Origin of the sequence: Candidatus Phytoplasma fabacearum, from assembly GCF_030586805.1 — a bacterium.
Classification (GTDB): Bacteria; Bacillota_I; Bacilli_A; order Acholeplasmatales; family Acholeplasmataceae; genus Phytoplasma; species Phytoplasma fabacearum.
Map to the genome: position 1 here is coordinate 1 of NZ_JAOSIM010000006.1, position 22,864 is coordinate 22,864.

Here is a 22,864-nt window from a genome sequence, read left to right on the forward strand (position 1 = left end):
GACACGAAGTTAAACCTAGAAAAAGGATAAATTATGGAAAGCGGTGTGCTTGGAAACTTGCTTGCACCGTTTGGACGGGGGCTGTTTGTAATATTTGATAGAAAAACAAATTTTATCAATGAAACGCTAATAATCTATCCTTATAGAATAGATTTGTATAGAATAGATTTGTCAATTTATTAATTTATTAAATCAAAAAATTATTTTAATTGTAAAGCAGGTTTTTAATGATATGCAGCAGATATATGATATTTTAGTTATAGGTGGCGGACCAGGGGGTTATGTTTCAGCTATAAAAGCTGCTCAGTTAGGTGCTAAAGTGGCTTTAATTGAAAAACATAAAGTAGGTGGTATTTGTTTAAATTACGGTTGCATACCTACGAAAGCTTTTTTAAAAAGCGCTAAAGTTTGGGATTTATGCAAAAATGCTAGTAAATTTGGATTGAACAATATAGAACATATTTCTTTTGATTGGAAATCTGTATTAAAACGTAAAGATAAAATTGTGAAAACTTTGACTAACGGAATAGCTTCTCTTTTGAAAAAAAATAAATTAATTGATTTTTATTTTGGTTCAGCAGAAGTATTAAATGCTTATCAAGTTGTTGTTAATGATCAAGTTTTGCAAACTAAAAAACTTATTATAGCTACTGGTTCTCATGCTTTTATACCTCCTATACCGGGAGCTAAAGAATCTTATTTAGATAAATATTTATACACTAGTAAAGAATTAGTACAATTGGAAACTTTTCCTAAGAAAATAATTATTATAGGTGGCGGAATAATAGGTGTTGAATTTGCTACTATTTTTAATAAATTCGGTTCTGAAGTAATTATTTTAGAAAAACAAAAATCTATTATCACTACAATGGATAATGATATTATAAGTGCTTATACTAAGAATCTTCAAAATTCGAATGTTCAGGTTATTACAGAAGCTAATGTAATTAAAATTGATAAAAATACTGTTTATTATGAATATCAACAAAAAGTATACCAAGACAAAACAGATATTATTTTGATGGCCGTTGGAACAAAACCTAATTTAATAGGTTTAGAGAAATTAAATTTAACTATGGATAGAAATGGTATTTTGACTGATAATTTTTTACAAACTTCTATACCTGATGTATATGCTATTGGAGATGTTAATGGTAAATATATGTTAGCTCATGTTGCAAGTCATGAAGGCGTTATAGCTATACATCATGCTTTAAATTTAAAAGATAAAATTCAACCTATTAATTATGAACATGTACCTTCATGTATTTATAGTTTTCCTGAAATAGCTTCTATTGGTTGTACAGAAAAACAAGCTAAAGAACGTGATTTAAATTATAAAATATCTAAAATACCTGTTCAAGCTATAGGAAAAGCTCATGCTGATGGGGATTTAGAAGGTTTTTCCAAATTAATTGTTGATAAAAACACACTTCAAATTTTAGGCATGCATATTTATGCTTATAATGCTACAGAATTAATTACTGAAACTGGTGCTTTAATGGCATTCAATGGTACAGCATATAACGCTATGGAAATAATTCATCCTCATCCAACTTTATCAGAACTAAATTTAGAAACTTTTTTAGGAGCTATTGATAAGCCTATTCATTTATAATGAAAAATTATATGATTTTGGTAAATATATCTATAATTTTCATAATTATTTTTTATAATTTGTTGTTTCGATAAAAATGATAAATTATTGTAATTCAGGTGTCAGAAAATTTTTTAATCTGTTTTAGGAATTTTTTTCAAAATAGATAACTGAATTATAAATCTAGTTTTAAAAAAATAATTTATTTTTATTTAATATGAATGAAACAATTTTTATGTAACAATATATAGAATATTTTTAAAAAAAGGGAGGATTAAAAGGTTGTATAATCCTCTCTTTTAGTTAGTAATTGTTGATTATAAATTTTATGGTTTATTGGTAACTTATTATAGTAATCCGGGTGCTGGTAAACTTGTTTGGTTTGCGTGGATTTTGTTTGTAATAGTTATCAGAAAGAAATATTATGAGATTGAAGTACAAATAATTTATCCATTAAATAAATTAAAAAATAAAATAATATATTTTCTATTTATTAAAATTTTTATTCAGTTTTTTAATTTTGTAAATTTAAAAAAAGAAAATAGGAGTGTTTTGATTAAACATATGTTATTAATTGATACTCACACACATTTAAATATAAATGATTACGAAAAAGATTTAAATGAAGTTATTACTAAAGCGAATGATAATGGTATTAAATATTTTATTGTGCCAGGATTAAATGCTCAAACCAATGCAAAAGCTTTTCATTTAGCTTTAGAATATGAATGTATTAAAATTGCAGTCGGTATACATCCGTGTTATTGGCAAAATGAAGATCCTATGACAATCCAACAATATTTAAGATTGCCACAAGTTGTAGCAGTAGGAGAAATCGGTATCGATTTATACAGAGATAAAACTTCTTTATATATTCAAAGAAAAAATTTTCAAATTCAATTGGATTTAGCTCTTAAATATAATTTACCTGTTATTTTACATGCTCGAGAAGCTTTTGAAGAAGTTTATCAAATTTTATTGCCTTATCAAAATAAAATTAAAGGAGTTTTTCATTGTTTGGTGAATAACTTAGAAGAGGCTCAAAAAGCTATTGACTTAGGATTTTATATAGGTATTGGAGGCATTGTTACTTATAATAATTCTTTGGTAGCTCACGAAGTAGCTCGCAAAATACCTTTAGATAAAATATTATTAGAAACCGATTCTCCTTTTTTAACACCTTTTCCTTTGGAAAAAACAAAACGCAACGAACCTGCTTATTTAAGCATTATTGCCGAAAAAATTGCTGCTTTGAGGCAAATAAGTTTATCTGATGTTGTTCGGCAAACTACTAAGAATGCTAAAAATCTTTTTTTAATTGAATAAATTATAATTTTAATTGGATAAAAATTGGATAAATTTTATGTATTTGAGTTTATAAAGAAAAGGATAATGATTTTTATATGTTAGATGATTCAAGTAAATTAGTAAATATTAAACAAGATTCTATCTCTTGGCATGAACATAGAAATAATTATATTAATGCTTCTGAAGTAGCTGCTATCATGGGTTTAAATCCTTTTGAAAGTGTTAAGTTATTGTTTAAAAGAAAATTGTTTCAAGAAAAAATAGAAGTTAATGAAGCTATGCGTCGTGGACGTCGTTTGGAACCTGAAGCTAGATTTTTTTTTAATTCTGTTTGTCGAATGGATTTTGTTCCTGCTGTTTTTGTAAAAAAATTTATGTCTGCTTCTTTAGATGGTTGGAACTCTGATTCTCGAAGTATTTTAGAAATTAAATGCCCTATTTCTTGCGATACTTCTTCTTGGAAAGATTTTTTTTTGAATGATAAAATACCAAAATTTTATTATGCGCAAATCCAAGCTCAACTTTATTGTTCTAACGCTGATAAAGCTTTTTTTTTAGTATATTATACTTATCAACATTCTAAAGTTAAGGAAGTTTATAGAGATTTAGAATTTATTGATAAGATGTATACTAAATGTTTGAATTTTTATAAATTATTTACTGAAGCTAAGCGAATTTTACAACAATTAGGTGATTTAAAAAAATTACAAGAATGGATTTAAAATTATAAAAAATTAAAAATATAATCTTGTTATTTTAATTATAATTTTGAGATTATTTTTTTAATTTATTTATATTTGATAATAAAAAATTTATTATTTTTAGGCAAATTTATTTTTAGTTTTATTATTAGAAAAAATATAATTATTATAAAACTTAATAATAATAAATATTTATCTTGTGGTCTAGGATATGCGTAAATTTCATTCCATGCATCATTAATTTGTTTTTTTGTTTGAACATTATATTTATATATATTATCTTTTTTGTTTATATTTATTTTTAAGATATCATCATTTTCATTAATGTTTTCGTAGGGAGAATCATATCCTACAAATAAAGCATTTTGTTTAAGATTACTAGTTTTTAGTAAAAAATTGATAAAATCATAAGCTCCTGTTATATTACTTCCTTTAGGTAGGACTAAACTATCTACCCAAATATTCGTCTGATAAATATTGTTTTCCTGATTATCAAAATCATAGTATTCAAGATTAGGATTTTGTTTCATTAGATATCTAGCATCACCAGAATAAGTCACTGCTATGTCATAACGTTCTTGATTGCTTATACGCATATTATCTAAAATTTGATCTGTTACAAAAAATAAATTTTTATTTTTTTGTTTTAAATTTAATAACCAATCTTTGGCTTTAATAATTTCTGTTGGAGTGGCTTGACTGATATTTCCTTGAGTTGCTTTTAATCCTATAAATATTCCTTCAAAAGGATTATTATATAACGCTACTTTATAATTATTATTTGGTAATATTTGTGTCCAATTTTTACTTATTTGTTCACGACTTATTTTATTTTTATTGTATAAGAAACCTAATTTTCCCCAAAAATATGGGATAATATATTCTTTTATATTGTTGGGTAATTTATCTTTTTGAATTTTTTGAAAATTTTGATTTAATTCAGGATAACAGGTTAGTTTATTTCTATCTATTTTATTAAGATAATTATCTTTTAATTGTTCTATAGCGTATTCGCTTAAAATAGCAATATCATATATATCTCCTGTTTTTATTTTATTTATAGCTATTTCATTTGATGAGAAAAAGTTTTGTTTAATAATAAAATTTTTTGATTGATTATTATAATCTGAAATAATTTTAGGATCAATATATTCTCCCCAATTAAATAATATTATATTTTGTTTAGCAGAATTGTGATATATAATTCGATATAAGTTTGCAATAAAAATTATCAATAGACACCATATTATAATTATTATTTTTTTTTTAGTATTCATGTTTATATTTTTTCACATAATAACAATTAAATATTATTTTTATTAAAATAAATAAAATTAGTAATGATGATAAAGCATTGATGGTAGGATTAATAGTGCCTTTTAAACTATATATATAAGCTGAGATGTTTTGAAATTCAGAACCTCCTGCAAAATAAGAAATAATAAAATCATCAAAAGATAAAGCGAATGCTATACTAGCTCCTGCTATAATAGAATTTTTTAATTGAGGTAAAATAATTTTGATTAAAGTTTGATTCGGTGTAGCACCTAAATCGTAAGCTGCTTCTATAGTATCTAAATCTAAATTGCAACATTTACTATGAATGGTAATCAAAACATAAGGTACGCTAAAAGATATATGCGACAATAACATTCGCCAAAATCCATTATTTAATCTCATAAAGCTAAATAAAACAAATAAAGATAAAGCATTTATGATTTCAGGTATAACGATAGGAAATTTATTTGTAGATAAAATTATTTTTTGCCATTTTTTATTATAATTCATTAAAGAAATGGCTGCTAAAGTTCCGATTACAGTTGATATAAAAGTGGATAGGAAAGCTATTTCTAAAGTTACTATTATAGCCTTTTTAACCGATTCATCTTGTGTTATTTTATGATACCATTTAAAACCAAATTTGTTAAAATGTATTAATGAAGCTATTCTTCCTTCGTTTTCGTTAAAAGAAAAAATTATTAAAGATATAATAGGGAGATAAATAAAAATTAACATAGTTGTTAAATATATATATAATAAATTCTTTTTTATATTAATTTTCATAATTGCTATTTCCCTTCTTTAGTGTATTTTTGGTATTTATTTTTAGGACAAAGTTTTAATATTAGTAACATTATAATGGTTAAGTTAATAGCTATAACACAAGCGCTTTTTGTTTCATCATTTAAAAAGATTTTATTTTCTATTAATTCACTTATAACCATAACATTGGTAGGGCCTAAATATTTCGGCACAATAATATTGGTTACTATTTGTAATAAAATTAAAATAGTTCCTTCAATAATGCCTGGTAATGATAAAGGAAAAACAATTTTTTTAAAAATTTGTTGTTCATTGGCTCCTAGATCTTGTGCAGCTTCAATCAAGCTTTTGTCTATTTTAGAAATATTTAGATAAATAGATAAAAAAATATAAGGTAAAAACAAATATAAAAAACCAATAAACATGGCTATATTAGTTTCTAATATATTAATTTTTAAAAATTTTTCTGTTAAAGATAAAATTTGTACTAAAGCTTGTATTTTTAAAATCATATTAATCCAGATAGTACCGTTAATTAATAAAACAATTATAGGTTGAATTAAAGGATTTAACTTTGAAACGCCATATGCTAACGGGTAAGTAATAATAATAACAAAAAAAGTAGCAATAATAGAAATAGAAATAGATCTTATAATAATGTAAATAAAATTTAAATTAGTATAAAAATTATAATAGTATTTAGCAGTAAAAACAATTTTAATAATTTTAGTATCATCATATTCTTGAATTGAATCGAAACAAATTATTAATATTGGCATTATAATTAATATGATTATAATAATTAAATATGGCAAAGCTAACCATTTGTAAAAATTATTGGATTTATTTTTAACGATATTATTCATTTTTAATTTTACCATTTTTCCATAATATGAATGTCTTCGGGATTGAAAGATATTCCTATTTGGGTATTTTTTTCAATAAAATCTGTTGTGTGAATTAAATAATGTCTATATTTAGTTTGGATAATTACTTCCCAATGAACTCCTTTAAAAGATATAGAGTGTACTATCCCTGTAATTAAACCATCTTTATAATTTACAATATCTATATCTTCTGGTCTTATAACTATGTCGACAGGTTGATTTTTACGAAAACCATAATCTATACAACGAAATTCTTTATTATCAAATAAAACTACAAAATCATCTTTCATAATTCCAGAAATTAGATTTGATTCTCCAATGAATTGAGCTATAAATTTATTAGCAGGTTCATTATAAATATCTTCAGGATTGCCTATTTGTTGAATAGCTCCTTGTTTGATAACTACTATTTTATCGCTCATAGTTAAAGCTTCAGATTGATCATGTGTTACTACTATAAAAGTAATACCGAAAATTTTTTGCATTTCTTTTAATTCGTATTGCATTTCTTGTCTTGATTTTAGATCTAATGCCGCTAAGGGTTCATCAAATAAAGCTACTTCAGGTTCGTTAATTAAAGCTCGAGCAATAGCTACTCTTTGTTGCTGTCCTCCGGATAGTTGATAAATATTTCTATTTTCAAATCCTTGTAATCCCACTAATTTTAAATAATGTAACACTTTATTTTTGATAAATTCTTCTTTTTTTATTGTGCATAATAAGTTTTGATGTAATTTACTTAATAATAGTTGTTGTTGATTTTGGATAATTGTTATTTCTTTTTTTAAATCTATTTTTAATTGTTTAATATAAGGGTTTTTTTTATAAAATGGCAACCATGCAAATAAATAATTTTGATTTAAAGTATTTTGAATCATTTTTATTTTTTGTTTATATTGTTGTTTAATAAAATGAATTTTTTGTTTTGTAGTATTGTTAGCGTTTTTTATTTTTTGTTTAGTTTCGTAATTCAAATCTTTTACTCTTAAACCAAAAGCTATATTTTCTAAAACATTCAAATGAGGGAAAAGTGAATAATTTTGAAAAACTGTATTAATTAATCTTTTGTGAGGGGGCACATTTAAAATACTTTTATTTTTAAAAAAAATATCACCACTACTACAAGTATCAAAACCTCCTATAATTTTTAAAATAGTTGTTTTACCACATCCTGAAGGCCCTAATAGAGTGACAAATTCATTTGTTTTAATTTTTAAATTAATATCTTTTAAAATTATTTGATTATTTATTACTTTAGTAATATTTTTTAGTTCTATCAAATTATTCATATATATGCTTCTCTCACCTCCATCTTGTTTTGATGTTAATAAAATTAATTTTGGATAAATTTTTTTAAAAATATTTTAATTATTTATTTGCTAAAATAGCTAAAAAAGCTTGTTGAGGTAATTTCACTTTTCCTAAAGCTCTCATTTTCTTTTTTCCAGCTTTTTGTTTTTCTAATAACTTCTTTTTTCTTGTATGATCTCCGCCATAACATTTATCTGTAACATTTTTTCTTAAAGCTTTTATATTTTCTCTAGTTATGATTTTTTTTCCGAGAGCTGCTTGAATTGTAATTTCAAACATTTGTTTTGGTATTAATTCTTTTAATTTATTGCAGATTATTTTACCTTTAGTATATGCGAAATCTTCATGAACTACTAAAGATAACGCATCAACTATTTCAGAGTTTAATAAAATATCCATTTTTTTTAATTTACTTGGATAGTAATTTTCCATTTGATAATCAAAAGTAGCATATCCTTGAGTAGCGGATTTTAATTGATCAAAATAATCATAAATAATTTCTCCAAAAGGTAATAAATATGTTAATATTGTGTTTTGATTTTCTAAATATTTGATATTTTGTAAAATTCCTCTTTTATTTTGTGTCACTTTCATTACTGAACCTATGTATTTTTCAGGACATGTTATAAAAGCTTTTATAAAAGGTTCTTCTATTTTTTCGATAGCTTGATTTTGAGGCCATTTTTGCAGATTATCTATAATAATTTTTTGGTTTTGTTTGGTATAAACATGGAAAATAACTGAAGGAGCAGTGATTATAATTTCTATTTGAAATTCACGAGCGATTCTTTCTTTAATAATATCCATATGTAATAAACCTAAGCAACCAATACGAAATCCCATTCCTAAAATATTTGAATTAGATTTTTCGTAAATTAATGATGAATCGTTTAATTTTAATTTTTGTAATGCTTCTTGAAGATTAATGTATTGTTTACTTTCTGCAGGATAAAAACCACAAAAAACTACAGGATTAATGATTTTATATCCTGGTAATGCTTGAACTTGATTATTTTTGTTTAAAGTAATGGTGTCACCGATTTTGACATCATCAATATTTTTGATAAAAGCAGTTAAGTAACCTACATCTCCTGTAGTTAAAAAAGGTTTTATAACAGGGTTTGGTTGAAAAGTCCCTACTTCTATAACATCATAAACAGCTTTGCTTTTAATAAAACGTATGCGATCTCCCTTTTTAATAGTTCCGTTTATAACTCTAATATGAGGTATTACCCCTTTATAATTATTAAATTTTGAATCGAAAATTAAAGCTTGTAATGGTGCTTGCGGATTGCCTTTAGGATAAGGAATATTTGTTATAATTTTTTCTAAAACATCTTTAATTCCCATTCCTGTTTTTCCGCTCGCTAATATAATTGAATTTATATCTATTTTTAGGAGATTTTGAATTTCTTGTTTAATTTTAGGTATATTGGCATTAGGGGAATCTATTTTATTTATAACAGGTATAATTATAAGTTTATTTTCTAAAGCTAATTCTAGATTAGATATAGTTTGTGATTGTATTCCTTGAGTAGCATCTACTAATAATAATGCACCCTCGCATGCTGCTAAGGAACGAGAAACTTCATATCTAAAATCACTGTGTCCTGGTGTGTCAATTAAATGCATAATATATTCTGTGTTGTTGAAATTATTATATTTAATTTGAATAGCATTTAATTTAATGGTTATTCCTCTTTCTTGTTCTAAAGCCATAGAATCTAAAAATTGAGGTTTCATTTCGTGTTTTTTAACAGTATTGGTTATTTCTAAAATTCTGTCAGCTAAAGTAGATTTTCCATGATCTATATGCGCAATAATAGAAAAATTTCTTATTTGTTTTTGTCTTTGTTTGATTTTATCAAAATCCATGTTTTTTATACAATCGACTTTCTTTATTATTTATATAATTATTAAAATTTTGTTAAATTATTAGTATATAATTGCTTATTAAGTTTTATATAATAAAAAATATTTTATATAGATAAATCGGATTTTAAATATTTTATTAATTTTATTTTAATTTTTATTTTTTTTATTTTGTTTGACTAAGAATACATAATTAAAATATCTACTTTCGGTAATCAAACCTTTTTGGTAATTTTCTATTATTTTACATTTTTTTTCTTCTATATGTAAACAATTATTTCCAAAAAAACATTGTTCAGATATAGAATTAAAATCTGGGTAAAAATTTTTAATTTCATTAGTTTTTAAATTAGATAGTTTTAATTTTGAAAAGCCGGGTGTATCTGCTAAATAACCTTGATGACACATATATAATTGTGCGCCTGTTGTGGTATGTTTTCCTCTAAGTGAAGTAAGTGAGATCGGTTGAGTTTTAACCCGAAGAGAAGTTAAATTATTAAATAAAGTCGATTTTCCTACACCAGTTTGCCCTGCCAGAATAGTTATTTTATTTTTTAATTTTGCAATTATATAATTTATATCCTTTTTTTGTTTAGCGTTCATATATATCACAGAATACCATTTTTCGTAATATGAAATTTGATTTTGAATATATTCAAATTGTTCTTGATTTATTAAATCTCTTTTAGTTAAAATTAATATTATTTTAATATTTAATCTTTGAAGAATTATTAAAAATTTATCTAATAACTTAAAATCTATTTTAGGTTTTGTAAGAGAAAATATTAGTAGAACTTGATCAATATTGGCTATATTAGGTCTTTCTAATTCGTTTTTACGATTTTGTATATTTATAATCAAAAAATTGTTATATTTAAATTCATATTCTACTATATCTCCTATTTTGATAGGGCAATGATATATGGATTTAGTTGTTATTTTTTTTTGATTAAAATCTTTTATTTTACCTTTAGGTTGAGCTATTATGGTTGTTTTTTTCGATAAATCGATAATAACATATTTAGTAATTAAGTTTTTAACAACAATTCCTTTATACAAGATAATCTCCTATTCGTTATATATAATATTTGTTTATCTTATTTTTGCTTGAAATTTATTTTTTAAATTGTTTTCTATTTGATTTATAATTTGTTCTATTGTATTTTTATTTAAATCATTATTGATATTTTCAAATGTTAAACGAAAAGATAAAGAATAATATCCTGGATTTTTATTTTGAGAATTAGAATTTGGTATATATATATCTAACAATTCGCATTTTCTTAGAATTTGTCGAAAATCTTTGGTCAAATTTTCTAATATTTTTTTAAAATTAATTTTTTTGTTTATCCAAAAACTTAAATCTCTAGTTATATAAGGTAATTTATTAATTTTATGAATAATTATGTTATTTTTTAGAGATTTTTGTAAAATAAGATCTAGATTAATTTCGGCTAAAAAACTTTTTTTTAAATGATTTAGATTGAATTTTGGATGTATTTCCCCTATAAAACCAATATTTTTTTGATTAATTTTAATATTTGCTTGCACTCCTGGATGTAAATTTAAATATTTTTTGGTAACCGAAAACGATAAATTAATTTTTAAAAAATGAGATATTTTTCCCAAAATTCCTTTTAAAATAAAAAAAGAACTTTCTATATTTTGTTTTAACCAGTGATTTGTCATGAAATAACCGCTAATACCCAAAGATAAATGCAAAACCTCTTTATTATTGTAAAATACCTTTGATATTTCAAAAAAAGCATTATCTGTATTTTTATTTTTATGATTGAATTCTAAGACTTCCAACATACTTCCACTTAAAGCTTGTCTAAGAATTTTTCTTTCTTCGTTAATAGGATTTATAATTGATAAATAATTTTGATCATGATTAAATAAGTTAAAAATTGTTTGGTTAATTAGTTTGTAAGTTTTAATTTCGTAAAATCCTAAGTTAGCTAAAAATTTTTTTAATTTAATTAATTGTTTTTGTATATGGTTATGTTCTGTATGATTATTAACGTCATATTTATTTGTTTTATTATTTAAACCTTTTAATCTAACTAAATCTGCTATTATGTCTTCCGGAGTAGTAATGTCATAACGTCTTTCAGGAGCTTGTGCTATAAAGTAATTATTAGAAGAAGGTTTAGATATAAATTCTACATTATAATTTAATTTATTCAATATATTTATAATTTTAGTAGAAGATAATTTTAAACCTATTTTTTTATTAATTTCTTGTAATGTAATTCTTATTTTTGGATTATGATATTTTTGTATTTTTTGAGATGAAATTTTGTTGTAAACTTTTCCGTAAGTTAATTTTTGTATTAAATATACAGCTTTTTCTAATGCTTTTTGAATTAAATTTTGATCAATTCCTTTGGTAAATAATAAAGTTTTATTATTATTTATTTGATGATATTTAGCTATTTTGGAAATATTTTCTATATTCCAATAACTACTTGTAATAATAATTTTTTGAGTTTTGTTCTTTATTTCATAATCTGGGTTATTTAAGATATCATTTAAAGAGATAATATTATTGTTATTAGTAATTACTATGTCTTGTTGATCTTTTAAAAGATATGTTTTTGTGAAGTGAATAATTTTTTCGTTTGGTTTAGCATTTCTTATTTCGATTTTTTTGTTAGTGAATTTTTCAGCATCAAAAACATTTAATGGTATCCCGTATTCTATCATTATTAAGTTAATAACATCTATAATATTATTAATAGGTTCTATTTGATTTGTTATTAGTAAATTGCGTAACCATAAAGGGCTAGGTTTTATTGTCAAATTTGTTAAATATCGTAAATTATATTCATAGCAATTGTTGTTTTCGATATTTATACAGAAAGGATTTAATTCGTCTAATTCGCAAATGGTATCATTGAATTTTTGAAAATTATTTAATTTTGGAGCAGATAATTCTAATACAGCATTTAGATCTTTAGCAAATCCTATATGTGATAATAAATCTACTCTATTGGGGGTTAACGCTAAAGTTATAACCGAACCTTTTAAATTTAAATATGTTAAAGCGCATTCGCCAATAGGGGCTTGATTGTCTAAATATAAGATTTCATTTTTTTCTGATTCTATTAAATTTTTATCAGATAATTTTAGGTCTTTAGCTGAAATTATTTTTTTTTTGTAAATGTTATTATCGTAAATATTTAAATTTGGATTGTTATTCGAATTAGAAATAATATTTTGTGATTGTTCTATTAAAACAATAATTTTTTTATTTATTAAACAATTATCAAAATTAATAATTTTATTATTTTGATCAATAGATATTATATTTGTACCAATATCTATTGTAATTATTCGATTTATAATTTGAATAATTTTTCCGATAATATATTTTTGGTTGTTCTGAATTTTTAATTGAGGATGAATTGGCTCTATTTTTTCTACTTCTGTTATATGATTATTAATTAGAAATTTTAAGTTTTTAGGAATAGATCGGAATAAATATTTTTTTAAAATGTTTTCGTTGATAATCATGGTACTTTCTCTTTTTTAATTATTTTTTAAATATAAATCTTTATTAAAGATTGATATTTTAATTTAACAATGAAAATTGTTTTAAAAATCTTAAATCATTATTGTAAAAATCTCGAATATCTTCTATTTGATATTTTAACATAGCTAGACGTTCAATACCTATACCAAAAGCAAAACCTTGGTATTTATTAGGATCGAATCCACCTTGTTTTAAAATATTTGGATGTATTAGTCCTGCTCCCATAATTTCAAGGTATTTTTGTTCTTTGTTTTTTTTTGGTAGAATTAAATCTACTTCTAAACTTGGGTTTGTAAAAGGAAAATAAGAGGGTCGAAAAAATATTTTTTGTTTTTTGCCAAAGATATGTTTTATTAATAAGGTGATAGTGGTTTTTAAATTTTCCAAATTAGCTGTGTAATCTATTACAAAACCATCTAATTGAGTGAATTGATGACTGTGGGTAGCATCATCTTTATCTCTACGATAAACATTTCCTGATGAAATTATTTTTAAAGGTTTATTAGGATGTTGTAACATAGCTTTAATTTGCATGGCAGATACATGAGTTCTTAAAAGTTTTTCTTGTTTTTGGTCTAGATAAAAAGAGTCTTGCATATCTCTAGCTGGATGATTTTTGCTTATATTTAAAAGTTCAAAGTTATATAAATCTGTTTCTATTTCTTGACTTTCATAAATGTTATAACCCATTTTTAAAAAAAAACTTTCTAATTCTTCAATTATTGTTGTTAGAGGATGTATGCTTCCTGTTGGAAATGAAAAACCTGGCAAAGTAATATCAATTTTTTCTTTTTTTATTTTGTTTTGCAATTGTTTGTTTTCAATTTTTATTTTATTTTGTTTGTAAATAAATATAGAATATATTTTTAATTCATTTATTTTTTGGCCTAATTCTTTTTTTGTTTGTAAATCACATTTTTTAATATATTTAAATAATTCTGCGAAATATTTATTAAATTTGTTATATTGAATGTCTAATTGATGTAAAGAATGTATTTCGTTTAATTCTTGAATTTTTAATTTAATTTCTTGTTTTAATTTTAATATTTTGTTTTGTAAATTTTCATTTTTATTATTCATTATTTTAATTTTAATTTCCTTTTAATTATGATAGTTTAGTAAAAATAAATATTTATTTTCATTAAATAAATTTAATCGAATTTTAATAAATTCTAATTTTATAGAAAAGTAAACTTTTTTATTTTTTTAAGACTAATTTTTTATTATCGTAATATTATTAAAATTTTTTATTTTAAGATTTTAAGTTTCAAATTTTAATTTTCATGATGTGATATTATAATATTATCATAATTACAATTTAAAGAGTTAATTTTATTATTATTAAGCTTTTAATAGATAAAATAAAGTTTTTTTGGTAATTAGATTTATTTGTTTAAAAATTTTCTATATTTAAAATTATTTTAATTTAATTAAAATAAAATATAAATATAAAGATAGGGAGATAAATTAACTTTAAAAATATCAATATTTTGAGATTAATCCGAATTTATGAATATAATTAAAAAAGCTATTTTTATTAAAAGTATTACTAATTTAAAAGATCGTCCTCTTCCTGATTTATCTGAATTTTTATTAATAGGACGTAGTAATGTTGGCAAAAGTTCTTTAATAAATGCTTTGACTAATCATAAAAAATTAGCTTTATTTTCTAAAAAACCAGGAAAAACAACTACTTTGAATTATTTTTTAATTAATAATTATTTTTATTTAGTAGATTCACCTGGTTATGGTTTTTCTAAAAGAAATAAAGAAGCACGTATTAAACAAATGTTAATGATTAATCATTTTATTGCCAATAATAATCAACTTAAAATTATTTTTCAAATAATTGATTTTAATATTGGTCCAACTTTATTAGATTTACAAATATTTAACAATTTGATTAAATATAAAATTCCTATTGTAATTATTTTAAATAAAAAGGATAAGGTTAGAAAAAATCATTTATTATCTCAGATCAAGTTTGTTCAGGAATGTTTTAATAATAATTTTTTTAGTATTAAAAATTTTTATTTATGCTCTTGTCGAGATAAATATGGAATTTCAGAAATTATTAGTTTTATGATTAAAAATTTACATGTATAATAAAAATTATTATAAAAAATATTTGTATAAAATATATAAATTTTAATTTTTTTTTACATTTTAGTTTGTTGGTTAATATTTGTTTTGTAAGTGGTAGAATATTACTGCCTATTTATCCTTATTAGGAAATAATAAATGAGAAAAATTTAAACTATATGAATAATAAATATGACTTTAAAATTATTGAAAAAAATCAATATATCGATTGGTTAAAGTACAAAGAATTACAAAAAAACAGTAATTTTTCTAATTTACCAAATTTTACTATTGTAATTCCTCCGCCTAATATTACAGGTAAATTACATTTAGGACATGCTTGGAATAACATTTTGCAAGATAATTTAATTCGTCGAAAAATGTTAACAGGTTATAATGTTCTTTTTGTTCCTGGTATGGATCATGCAGGAATAGCTACTCAAATTAAAATTAAACAAACACTACAAGAAAAAGGTTTTTGTGTTCGTGATTTAACTAAAGATATTTTTTTGAAATATGCCTATGAATGGCAACAAAAATATATGAAAGATATTCGTCAACAATGGCGAGATCTAGGTCTTTTATTAGATTATGATTATGAACAATTTACTTTAAATTCTTCTATGAGTTCTGCTGTTGAAAAAGCTTTTGTATCTTTGTATCAAGAAGGTTTGATTTATCGTGATTATAAAATAATAAATTGGGATTCTAGTGCTCAAACTACTTTATCTGATACTGAAATTTATGAACGTGAGGTTTTAGGTAAACTATTTTATTTAAAATATTTTTTAATCAAAGATGAATTTATAAGTAATGATTATGTTGTAGTAGCTACTACTCGTCCTGAGACAATTTTCGGTGATCAAGCTTTAATGTGCCATCCGGATGATAAAAGATATCAACATTTTATTGGTAAAAAAGTTTTAGTTCCTGGTACTAATTTAAAAATACCTATTATTGCCGATAAATACGTTGATATGTCATTTGGTAGCGGATTATTAAAAGTAACTCCTGCTCATGATTTTAATGATTTTCAATTAGGCCAAAAACATGGTTTAAAAGCAGTTTTATGCATTAATCCTGATGGTTCTATGAATGAATTAGCGAAAAAATATCAAGGATTAGATCGTTTTGTATGTCGAGAAAAATTAATTTTAGATTTAGATGAAAAAAATTTTTTATTTAAAGTAGAAAATTATAATCATTATCTTCGTTTCGCTAATATATCAGGTATCATCATAGAACCGCGTCTTTCTTTGCAATGGTTTTTAAAAACTAAAGAATTAGCTCAGTTAATTTTAAAAAAACATAAAATTAATTTTTTCCCTAAAAGATTTTTGATATTGTTTAACCAATGGTTAACTAAAATAGAAGATTGGTGTATTTCGCGTCAATTATGGTGGGGACATCCTATTCCGGCTTGGTATAATTCAAATAACGAGGTTAAAGTTCAAAGAGATAATCCAGGTAATGGTTTTGTGCGCGATCCTGATGTTTTGGATACATGGTTTTCATCTTCTTTATGGCCTTTGTGTGCTTTAGGTTGGCCTGACAATTCACAATTATTTCAACAACATTTCCCGATAGATGTTTTAGTAACTGGTTATGATATTTTAACTTTTTGGGTAGTTAAAATGGTTTTACAAAGTATCTTTTTTGTAAAAAAAATACCTTTTAAAGATGTTTTATTACATGGTTTAATTAGAGATTCTCAAGGTCATAAAATGTCTAAATCTAAAGGTAATGGTCTTGATCCTAAAGATATTATTGATAAATATGGAATAGATTCTTTAAGATGGTGTTTGACTACTAGTTCTTCTCCTGGTTTAGATTTTTATTTTGATATAAATAAAATTATTTCTAGTTGGAAATTTGCTAATAAATTATGGAATATTGGTTTTTTTATTAAAAATAATCTTAAAACAAAGACAACAGATTTTGACCAAAATAAATTATTATTGTTAGAAAAATTTTTGTTAACTAAATTATCAATATTATTGGAAAAAATAGACGTTTTATATAACAAATATGAATTTAGTGTGATAGGGAAATTAATATATAATTTTGTTTGGGACGAGTTTGCTAATTGGGGATTAGAATTTTATAAAATTTTTTGGCAAGATAATGATAAAAATTTTGAATTAATCCTTAATAGTCATAAAGTAATTGTTTATATTTGGAAATCCATTTTATTAACGTTGCATCCTTTTATGCCTTTTGTTACAGATGCTATTTATAAAGAATTAGGTTTAGGATGTTCTATTATTTCAGAAAAATTATCTACTTTGAAATTTAACGATTTATTATCTTTATCTATTATTGAATCTTTAAAACAATTGGTTACTAAAATTCGTAAATTTCGTCAAATTAATTCTTTGAATAAACTTTTTTTGTTGGAATTATATTTAGAAATTCCTGCATCTTATTTAAATGAATTTCAAATGATGTTATTTGAATTGAAAAAATTATTTAAAGCATCCAATATACAATTAGGAGTTATTTCGCCTTGTATTGCTGAATACGAATTGTTGTTCGCAGATCAAAATATTTTTGTTTTTATAAAACGAACAATCTTATTCAAAATTAATCAAAAATCCAATAATAAAAATTTAAACTTTCAAATTAATAAAATTTTAGATGAGTTAAAAAGAAGTGAAAATCTTTTAAAAAATAAATCTTTTTTAAATAAGGCTAATAAATTAAAAGTTCAACAAGAAAAAGAAAAATATAATAAATATTTATTACAATATCAAAAGTTAATGAACAAAAAATAAATTTAATGTTTTAAGTAAAATGGTTTGTTGTTATGTTGTTTAATAATTATTTTTTAAATGTTGTTTGGTCAATACCTAAACAAGCAAAAGCTAATATTATCATTACTCATGGTTTAGGCGAAAGTTCTTATGATTATTCATTTTTAATTGATTTTTTATTTAAAAATAATTTTAATGTAATTGCTTATGATGTGAGAGGCCATGGTAAAAGTTTAGGCAAAAGAGGAGATATTAAAGATTTTCATATTTTTTTAGATGATTTAGCACAATTAGTTCAATATGTAAAACAAATTTATCCTATGAAAACTTTTTTACTTGGTCATAGTATGGGTGGAATTATTTCCAATAATTACGTTATTAAATATAAAAATATAGATGGAGTTATTATTAGCGCTGCTCCTAGTAGAGAAATTTCAAATTGTTTATTAAATTATCCTTTTTATGTATTCAGTTCATGGAAAAGAAAAAAACTTAATTTTAGTTCTTCTAAAATATCCCATATTCCTTTAGATATAGAGTATTGTCCGTATCGTTTAGAATCTGTTAGTTATCGTTTGTTAAGAAATTTATTAGTTTTAAGTATGCGTTATTTAAAAAAAAATTTTTCTTCTTATTTGACTTCTGTTCTATTATTGTATGGTATTAAAGATAAAGTAGTATCTTATCAAAATGGCATTTATTTTTTAGATTCTATTCATTCTAAAGATAAACAATTAAAATTGTATCATGAAACATATCATAATTTATTTCATGATATCGAAAAGTTTCAAATTTGTCATGATGTTTTAGTGTGGTTAAATAGTAGAATAATATAATTAATATTTTTTTTGGTTTTTAATTTACTATTATTTTTTGAGAATTAAAACCGATTTCATTATTAATTATCTATTTTTAGAACAAATTTTATTAATAATTTGTTTAATATTTTAAATTAATGAGGTAAATGTATGAACAAAGAAGATATTATTAAAATTAGTCGTTTATCTTTGGATGAGATTTGGGATTATTTTCAAATGCAAAAATCAGGTTTAACAACAGAAGAAGTTCGTAAAAGACAATTATTATATGGTTTAAATGTGATGAAGCAGAGTAAAAATTTTTCTTTTTTGAAACAGTTTATTAAACAATTTTTTTCAATGTTTGCTATTTTATTATGGATTGCAGGTTTTTTAGCTTTTATTATTCATGAAAAAGCTATTGGTATAGCTATTGTTTCGGTTGTAATCATAAATGGTATTTTTTCTTTTTTTCAAGAATATAAGGCAGAAAAAATTTTATCTTCTTTAAGTGATATGATTCCTAAACAAATTCAAGTTTATAGAGATAATAAAATAGAAATTTTAGATACACAACAATTAACTATAGGAGATTTAATTTTTTTAGAAATGGGTTCTATTATTCCTGCAGATGTTCGTTTGATAGAAGCTAATAATTTTTTTGTAGATAATTCGACATTATCAGGAGAAACTATTCCTTTAAATAGAAATGCTTTTAAAAACGATCAAAAGGATAATATTTTTGAAATACCTAATTTAGCTTATGCTGGGACCACAGTATCTCAAGGAAGTGCTAAAGGTATTGTTTATGCTATCGGTGAAAACACTCAAATAGGAGAAGTAGCTCGATTAGCTCGTGATATTAATAAAAGTACTAGTACTTTAGAGTTAGAAATACATAGAGTAGTTAAAAGAATTAGTTTTTTGGCAGCTTCGTTAGCTATTTTTGTTTGTTTAATTTGTTTATGGCGTTTTAAATTTCAAGGTGAATCTAGTTGGCTATCAGCATTCAAATCAGCTATTGTAGTAGCTTTAGGTATGTTGGTAGCTAACATTCCTGAAGGTTTATTGCCTACTATTAATTTAAGTTTGGCTATTGGTACTCAAAGAATGTCAAAACAAAAAGCTTTGATTAAACAGTTGTTTTCTGTAGAAACATTAAGTTCTGCTACAGTAATTTGTACTGATAAAACAGGAACTTTAACAGAAAATAAGATTACTTGTAAAAAATTATTATTTCCTGGAGGTTTTGTTGATATTACCGGTCATGGATTACAAAAAAAAGGAAAATTCGATAATAATGATGGTGATATTTCGGCTCATAATAAAATTATTTCTAAGATGTTAATAGCTACTATTATGTGTTCGGAAGCTAACTTAATTGATGCAAATTCGGAAAATATTAATATTATTGGTAATCCTACAGAAGCAGCTTTATTGATTGCAGCTACTAAATATGGTTTTAATATTCAAAATATTCGTAAAAATTTTATTATTGATAAAATTAATCCTTTTAATTCAGAAAATAAAAAAATGAGTGTTTTAGTTCTTAATTTATCTCAAGAATATTATGATATTAATAATAGATACCTTTTTGTTAAAGGTGCTCCTGATGTTATTTTAAATAGTTGTAATCTTCAGTATAATAATAATAAAGTTAGTGAATTTAAAGATAATGATAAAGATTATTTTGTTCGTTGTAATGAGGAATTATCTAGTCAAGGTTATCGTATTTTAGCTATTGCTTATAAAAAAATAGAAGAATCTGAACAATCAAATCAAGAAGAAAATATGGTATTTTTAGGTTTTGCAATTAATTTTGATCCTCCAAAAATAGAAGTTCGTCAGGCTGTTGAAGATTTATTAAAGGCTGGTTTAAAAATTACGGTTATTACTGGAGATTACGGCCCAACTGCTATTTCAATTGGTAAAAAAGTGGGTTTGATTAAAGATGATAATTTTTTAAATATTGATGGCTCTCAATTAGATAATATGTCGGTTAAAGAACTGCAAAAAGTTTTAAATACTAAAGTTCCAATTTTTTTTTCTCGTACCACTCCGAAACATAAATTGAAAATTACTGAAGCATATGTCAAAAATAATGAAATTGTGGGAGTTATTGGTGATGGTGTTAACGATATTTTAGCTATGAAAGCTGCTCATATTGGTATTACTATGGGTAAAGATACTAAAGATGTTGTTTTAAATGCTGCTGATATGATTTTGTTAGATAATAATTTTTCTACAATACCAAAAGCAGTAATAGAATCCAGAGCTATTTATGCTAATATTAAAAAATTTATTAGTTATGTTTTTTGTTCTAATGTTCCTCAAATTTTCCCAATTATTTTTATGGCTTTATTTAAAATACCACTTTATTTAACTGTTATGCAAATTTTAGCTATAGATTTAATTACAGATTTATTACCTGCTATAGCTTTAGGAGCGGAAGAACCTGAAGAAAACTTATTATCTCAAAAACCTCGAACTTCTAAAGATCATTTGTTAGATGCTAAATTGTTAAAAAGAAGTTATGGTTTTTTAGGCATTGTAGAAGGTATATTAGCTTTAATATTTTTTTTATATTACGGCGGTTGGTCTTTAATGCATAAAAATATTCCTTTTAAAATGATTGCCCAACAATCTGAGTTTATTTTTGCTTCTACTATGGCTTTTGGTGCGGTGATTTTTTCGCAAATAGGTAATGTTTTTGCTTGTCGATCTGATAAATTTTATTTTTGGCAAAATTTTACAAAAAAAAATAATCTTTTATTTATTGGAATTTTATGTGAATTAATATTATTTATTTTGATTTCTCAAAATGCAACTATTTTAAATAATTTTTTCGGCACTACTTTTATTAATTTCAAACATTATTTATATTTAAGTTTATGTATTATAATCATTTTGATTATGGATACTATTTACAAATTTATAAATAATATTAAATTAAGATCATGAATATTAAATAATTGATTAATGTGATTTATTTTTATAAATATAATGTCTGATTTTTTAAACAATTGGAATATTATTTCTTTTTATTTAATAAATTTAAATCCAAAAAATTTTAATGGAGTATTGTTTCAGATGTATAAATTAATTGTAGGATTAGGTAATCCGGGAGTAAATTTTCATTTTACTCCTCACAACGTGGGTTTTATGTTAATCGATTATTTATTAAAAGAATTTCAACAATCTATTTCAACTGAAATAAAAAATGATAAATTTAATTTAATTTATCAATGCTGTATTGATAATCAAAATTTTTTATTAATCAAACCTAAAACTTATATGAATTTATCAGGTTTAGCTGTAAAAAACATTATAGATAAATATCAGATTGAATTATCGAATGTTTTGATAGTTCATGATGAAATTAATTTAAATATAGGTCAGTTTAAAATTAAACAAAATGGTAATTATGGTGGTCATAATGGTATTAAAAATCTTATAGATGTTTTAAAAACACGAGATTTTATGAAATTAAAGATAGGCGTAGGTTACGACTCTAATTTGGTTTTATCACAATATGTTTTGCAAAAAATGCATCCGGAACATATTAATTTAATTACTTCTAATTTTTGTTTTTTTAAACGATTAATAGAGGTTTTTATTAATACAAATTCTGTAGAATCTTTATTTAAAATAATAAGTGATTTTAAAAAGAATAATTAATTATTGTTTTGATAAATTTAATTTTTGGAAATAAAATGTCCAATAAATATTGACAATATTAATTTTTTAAATTACAATTATTGTGTTACTTTATACTTTGGAAAAAATAATCTTGAATTATGTTTATTTTGTCTATGTATATTAAGTAAGATCATGTAATTTTAAGTTTAACTACTTCTTTGAAAACTGAAGATGATATTTTATTATTTATTATAATATTCTATATATTATATAAAATTATTAAATATTAACGATATTTAAATAAATACTATTTATTTAAATGAGATTTATTACGAA

The 22,864-nt window shown here is 23.1% G+C and carries 17 protein-coding genes; 9 read left to right on the forward strand and 8 right to left on the reverse strand.

What is annotated here, in order from left to right; translation table 11 throughout:
* Positions 1-33: 33 nt before the first annotated feature.
* From OC705_RS01210 to OC705_RS01225, 4 genes are all read left to right on the forward strand, one after another.
* Positions 34-183, forward strand: a complete 150-nt coding sequence (locus OC705_RS01210; RefSeq protein ID WP_304514028.1) for a hypothetical protein — start codon at positions 34-36, stop codon at positions 181-183.
* A gap of 49 nt (positions 184-232) precedes the next feature.
* Positions 233-1,618: a dihydrolipoyl dehydrogenase gene (gene lpdA, locus OC705_RS01215; RefSeq protein ID WP_304512359.1), complete on the forward strand. Its 1,386-nt coding sequence runs from the start codon at positions 233-235 to the stop codon at positions 1,616-1,618.
* A 315-nt stretch (positions 1,619-1,933) separates the two neighbouring features.
* Positions 1,934-2,923, forward strand: a complete 990-nt coding sequence (locus OC705_RS01220) for a TatD family hydrolase (RefSeq protein WP_320411897.1) — start codon at positions 1,934-1,936, stop codon at positions 2,921-2,923.
* A 77-nt stretch (positions 2,924-3,000) separates the two neighbouring features.
* Positions 3,001-3,627, forward strand: coding sequence for a lambda-exonuclease family protein (locus OC705_RS01225; protein ID WP_304512360.1), 627 nt, complete (start codon positions 3,001-3,003; stop codon positions 3,625-3,627).
* 65 nt (positions 3,628-3,692) lie between these two features.
* Here OC705_RS01225 and OC705_RS01230 read toward each other — a convergent pair whose 3' ends face one another.
* From OC705_RS01230 to pheS, 8 genes are all read right to left on the reverse strand, one after another.
* Positions 3,693-4,883 carry an ABC transporter substrate-binding protein gene (locus OC705_RS01230; protein WP_304512361.1) on the reverse strand — a complete coding sequence of 397 codons (1,191 nt, stop codon included), beginning with the start codon at positions 4,881-4,883 and terminating at the stop codon, positions 3,693-3,695.
* Positions 4,873-5,670 (reverse strand): ABC transporter permease, encoded by a 798-nt coding sequence (locus tag OC705_RS01235; protein ID WP_304512362.1) that lies wholly within the window; start codon positions 5,668-5,670, stop codon positions 4,873-4,875. The genes OC705_RS01230 and OC705_RS01235 overlap by 11 nt, the downstream gene beginning before the upstream one ends.
* Before the next feature lie 5 nt (positions 5,671-5,675).
* On the reverse strand, positions 5,676-6,515 hold the full coding sequence (locus tag OC705_RS01240; RefSeq protein WP_304512363.1) for an ABC transporter permease: 840 nt from the start codon (positions 6,513-6,515) through the stop codon (positions 5,676-5,678).
* Positions 6,516-6,523: 8 nt separating this feature from the next.
* Complete coding sequence (locus OC705_RS01245; RefSeq protein WP_304512364.1) at positions 6,524-7,825, reverse strand: ABC transporter ATP-binding protein; 1,302 nt, start codon at positions 7,823-7,825, stop codon at positions 6,524-6,526.
* 79 nt (positions 7,826-7,904) lie between these two features.
* Positions 7,905-9,722 carry a translation elongation factor 4 gene (gene lepA / locus OC705_RS01250; RefSeq protein WP_304512365.1) on the reverse strand — a complete coding sequence of 606 codons (1,818 nt, stop codon included), beginning with the start codon at positions 9,720-9,722 and terminating at the stop codon, positions 7,905-7,907.
* A 147-nt stretch (positions 9,723-9,869) separates the two neighbouring features.
* On the reverse strand, positions 9,870-10,778 hold the full coding sequence (gene rsgA / locus OC705_RS01255; RefSeq protein WP_304512366.1) for a ribosome small subunit-dependent GTPase A: 909 nt from the start codon (positions 10,776-10,778) through the stop codon (positions 9,870-9,872).
* A 33-nt stretch (positions 10,779-10,811) separates the two neighbouring features.
* Complete coding sequence (pheT, locus tag OC705_RS01260; protein ID WP_304512367.1) at positions 10,812-13,238, reverse strand: phenylalanine--tRNA ligase subunit beta; 2,427 nt, start codon at positions 13,236-13,238, stop codon at positions 10,812-10,814.
* Between the two features lie 58 nt (positions 13,239-13,296).
* Positions 13,297-14,337 (reverse strand): phenylalanine--tRNA ligase subunit alpha, encoded by a 1,041-nt coding sequence (gene pheS, locus OC705_RS01265; protein ID WP_304512368.1) that lies wholly within the window; start codon positions 14,335-14,337, stop codon positions 13,297-13,299.
* Between the two features lie 429 nt (positions 14,338-14,766).
* On the opposite strand from pheS, the gene yihA reads away from it, so the two are divergent.
* The 5 genes from yihA (at position 14,767) to pth (ending at position 22,567) form a co-directional block, all read left to right on the forward strand.
* Positions 14,767-15,363, forward strand: a complete 597-nt coding sequence (gene yihA / locus OC705_RS01270) for a ribosome biogenesis GTP-binding protein YihA/YsxC (RefSeq protein ID WP_304512369.1) — start codon at positions 14,767-14,769, stop codon at positions 15,361-15,363.
* A gap of 155 nt (positions 15,364-15,518) precedes the next feature.
* Positions 15,519-18,113 carry a valine--tRNA ligase gene (locus OC705_RS01275; RefSeq protein ID WP_304512370.1) on the forward strand — a complete coding sequence of 865 codons (2,595 nt, stop codon included), beginning with the start codon at positions 15,519-15,521 and terminating at the stop codon, positions 18,111-18,113.
* A 32-nt stretch (positions 18,114-18,145) separates the two neighbouring features.
* On the forward strand, positions 18,146-18,928 hold the full coding sequence (locus tag OC705_RS01280; RefSeq protein ID WP_304512371.1) for an alpha/beta fold hydrolase: 783 nt from the start codon (positions 18,146-18,148) through the stop codon (positions 18,926-18,928).
* A gap of 132 nt (positions 18,929-19,060) precedes the next feature.
* Positions 19,061-21,850, forward strand: coding sequence for a cation-translocating P-type ATPase (locus OC705_RS01285; RefSeq protein WP_304512372.1), 2,790 nt, complete (start codon positions 19,061-19,063; stop codon positions 21,848-21,850).
* A 129-nt stretch (positions 21,851-21,979) separates the two neighbouring features.
* Entirely contained in the window at positions 21,980-22,567 is a 588-nt protein-coding gene (gene pth / locus OC705_RS01290; protein ID WP_304512373.1) for an aminoacyl-tRNA hydrolase, read from the forward strand.
* Positions 22,568-22,864 lie beyond the last annotated feature (297 nt).

Bases quoted from the DNA above. Each gene is read 5' to 3' on its own strand.
- OC705_RS01210 (WP_304514028.1), top strand. From the start codon at position 34: ATGGAAAGCGGTGTGCTTGGAAACTTGCTTGCACCGTTTGGACGGGGG.
- lpdA (WP_304512359.1), top strand. From the start codon at position 233: ATGCAGCAGATATATGATATTTTAGTTATAGGTGGCGGACCAGGGGGT.
- OC705_RS01225 (WP_304512360.1), top strand. From the start codon at position 3,001: ATGTTAGATGATTCAAGTAAATTAGTAAATATTAAACAAGATTCTATC.
- OC705_RS01230 (WP_304512361.1), bottom strand. From the start codon at position 4,883: ATGAATACTAAAAAAAAAATAATAATTATAATATGGTGTCTATTGATA.
- OC705_RS01235 (WP_304512362.1), bottom strand. From the start codon at position 5,670: ATGAAAATTAATATAAAAAAGAATTTATTATATATATATTTAACAACT.
- OC705_RS01240 (WP_304512363.1), bottom strand. From the start codon at position 6,515: ATGAATAATATCGTTAAAAATAAATCCAATAATTTTTACAAATGGTTA.
- OC705_RS01245 (WP_304512364.1), bottom strand. From the start codon at position 7,825: ATGAATAATTTGATAGAACTAAAAAATATTACTAAAGTAATAAATAAT.
- lepA (WP_304512365.1), bottom strand. From the start codon at position 9,722: ATGGATTTTGATAAAATCAAACAAAGACAAAAACAAATAAGAAATTTT.
- pheT (WP_304512367.1), bottom strand. From the start codon at position 13,238: ATGATTATCAACGAAAACATTTTAAAAAAATATTTATTCCGATCTATT.
- pheS (WP_304512368.1), bottom strand. From the start codon at position 14,337: ATGAATAATAAAAATGAAAATTTACAAAACAAAATATTAAAATTAAAA.
- yihA (WP_304512369.1), top strand. From the start codon at position 14,767: ATGAATATAATTAAAAAAGCTATTTTTATTAAAAGTATTACTAATTTA.
- OC705_RS01275 (WP_304512370.1), top strand. From the start codon at position 15,519: ATGAATAATAAATATGACTTTAAAATTATTGAAAAAAATCAATATATC.
- OC705_RS01280 (WP_304512371.1), top strand. From the start codon at position 18,146: ATGTTGTTTAATAATTATTTTTTAAATGTTGTTTGGTCAATACCTAAA.
- OC705_RS01285 (WP_304512372.1), top strand. From the start codon at position 19,061: ATGAACAAAGAAGATATTATTAAAATTAGTCGTTTATCTTTGGATGAG.
- pth (WP_304512373.1), top strand. From the start codon at position 21,980: ATGTATAAATTAATTGTAGGATTAGGTAATCCGGGAGTAAATTTTCAT.